The organism is Lysobacter arseniciresistens ZS79 (genome assembly GCF_000768335.1).
GTDB classification, from domain to species: domain Bacteria; phylum Pseudomonadota; class Gammaproteobacteria; order Xanthomonadales; family Xanthomonadaceae; genus Novilysobacter; species Novilysobacter arseniciresistens.
The window spans coordinates 1-479 of sequence record NZ_AVPT01000090.1; the positions used below are offsets into that span (position 1 = coordinate 1).

Sequence of the window (479 nt, forward strand, 5' to 3'; positions counted from 1 at the left end):
TTCTAGTGTTAGGCCGCACTGGGCTCCTCGTTGACATGTACTCCTCACTCGCACTTTCCTATCGCCAGTGGCACTTCCGCATGACCACCGCTCAAACCGAGCAGCCTGGTGGCCCGGCTATCGGACTCAGTGCCTTTCAAGGCCTCAACGTCTTTAGCTTTCTGATGCTTGCACCTCCGCACGCCATTCCGGGGTGGCTATTTGTGGGCGCGCCTTTCGTAGTAGGGGCATGCGCCTTCTTCATTGTCATGCGCATCTACCAGGCCCATCCCGCTAGCTTCCGTTACGCCAAGCTCACCGATAACATCCCGGGCCTGAGGGAGTTTCCGCTTGTCTATTCCTACCTCTTCGGCACATTCGCGTTCTTCGTGTTCTGTGGGTACTTGGCCGTCAATCGGGCGGCCTAACAGTTCATTCAAGCCGAAGTTGCTTCGCAACTCGGCTTAATTCAGCAACTGTCTTGTGGTCTTACGTTTCAG

The 479-nt window shown here is 55.7% G+C and carries 1 protein-coding gene; it reads left to right on the top strand.

Translation table 11 applies throughout. The annotated features are described in order from the left end of the window. On the top strand, window positions 1-407 hold a 407-nt coding region (locus tag N799_RS14105; RefSeq protein ID WP_036214042.1), incomplete at its 5' end, for a hypothetical protein. Between the last annotated feature and the right edge of the window lie 72 nt (window positions 408-479).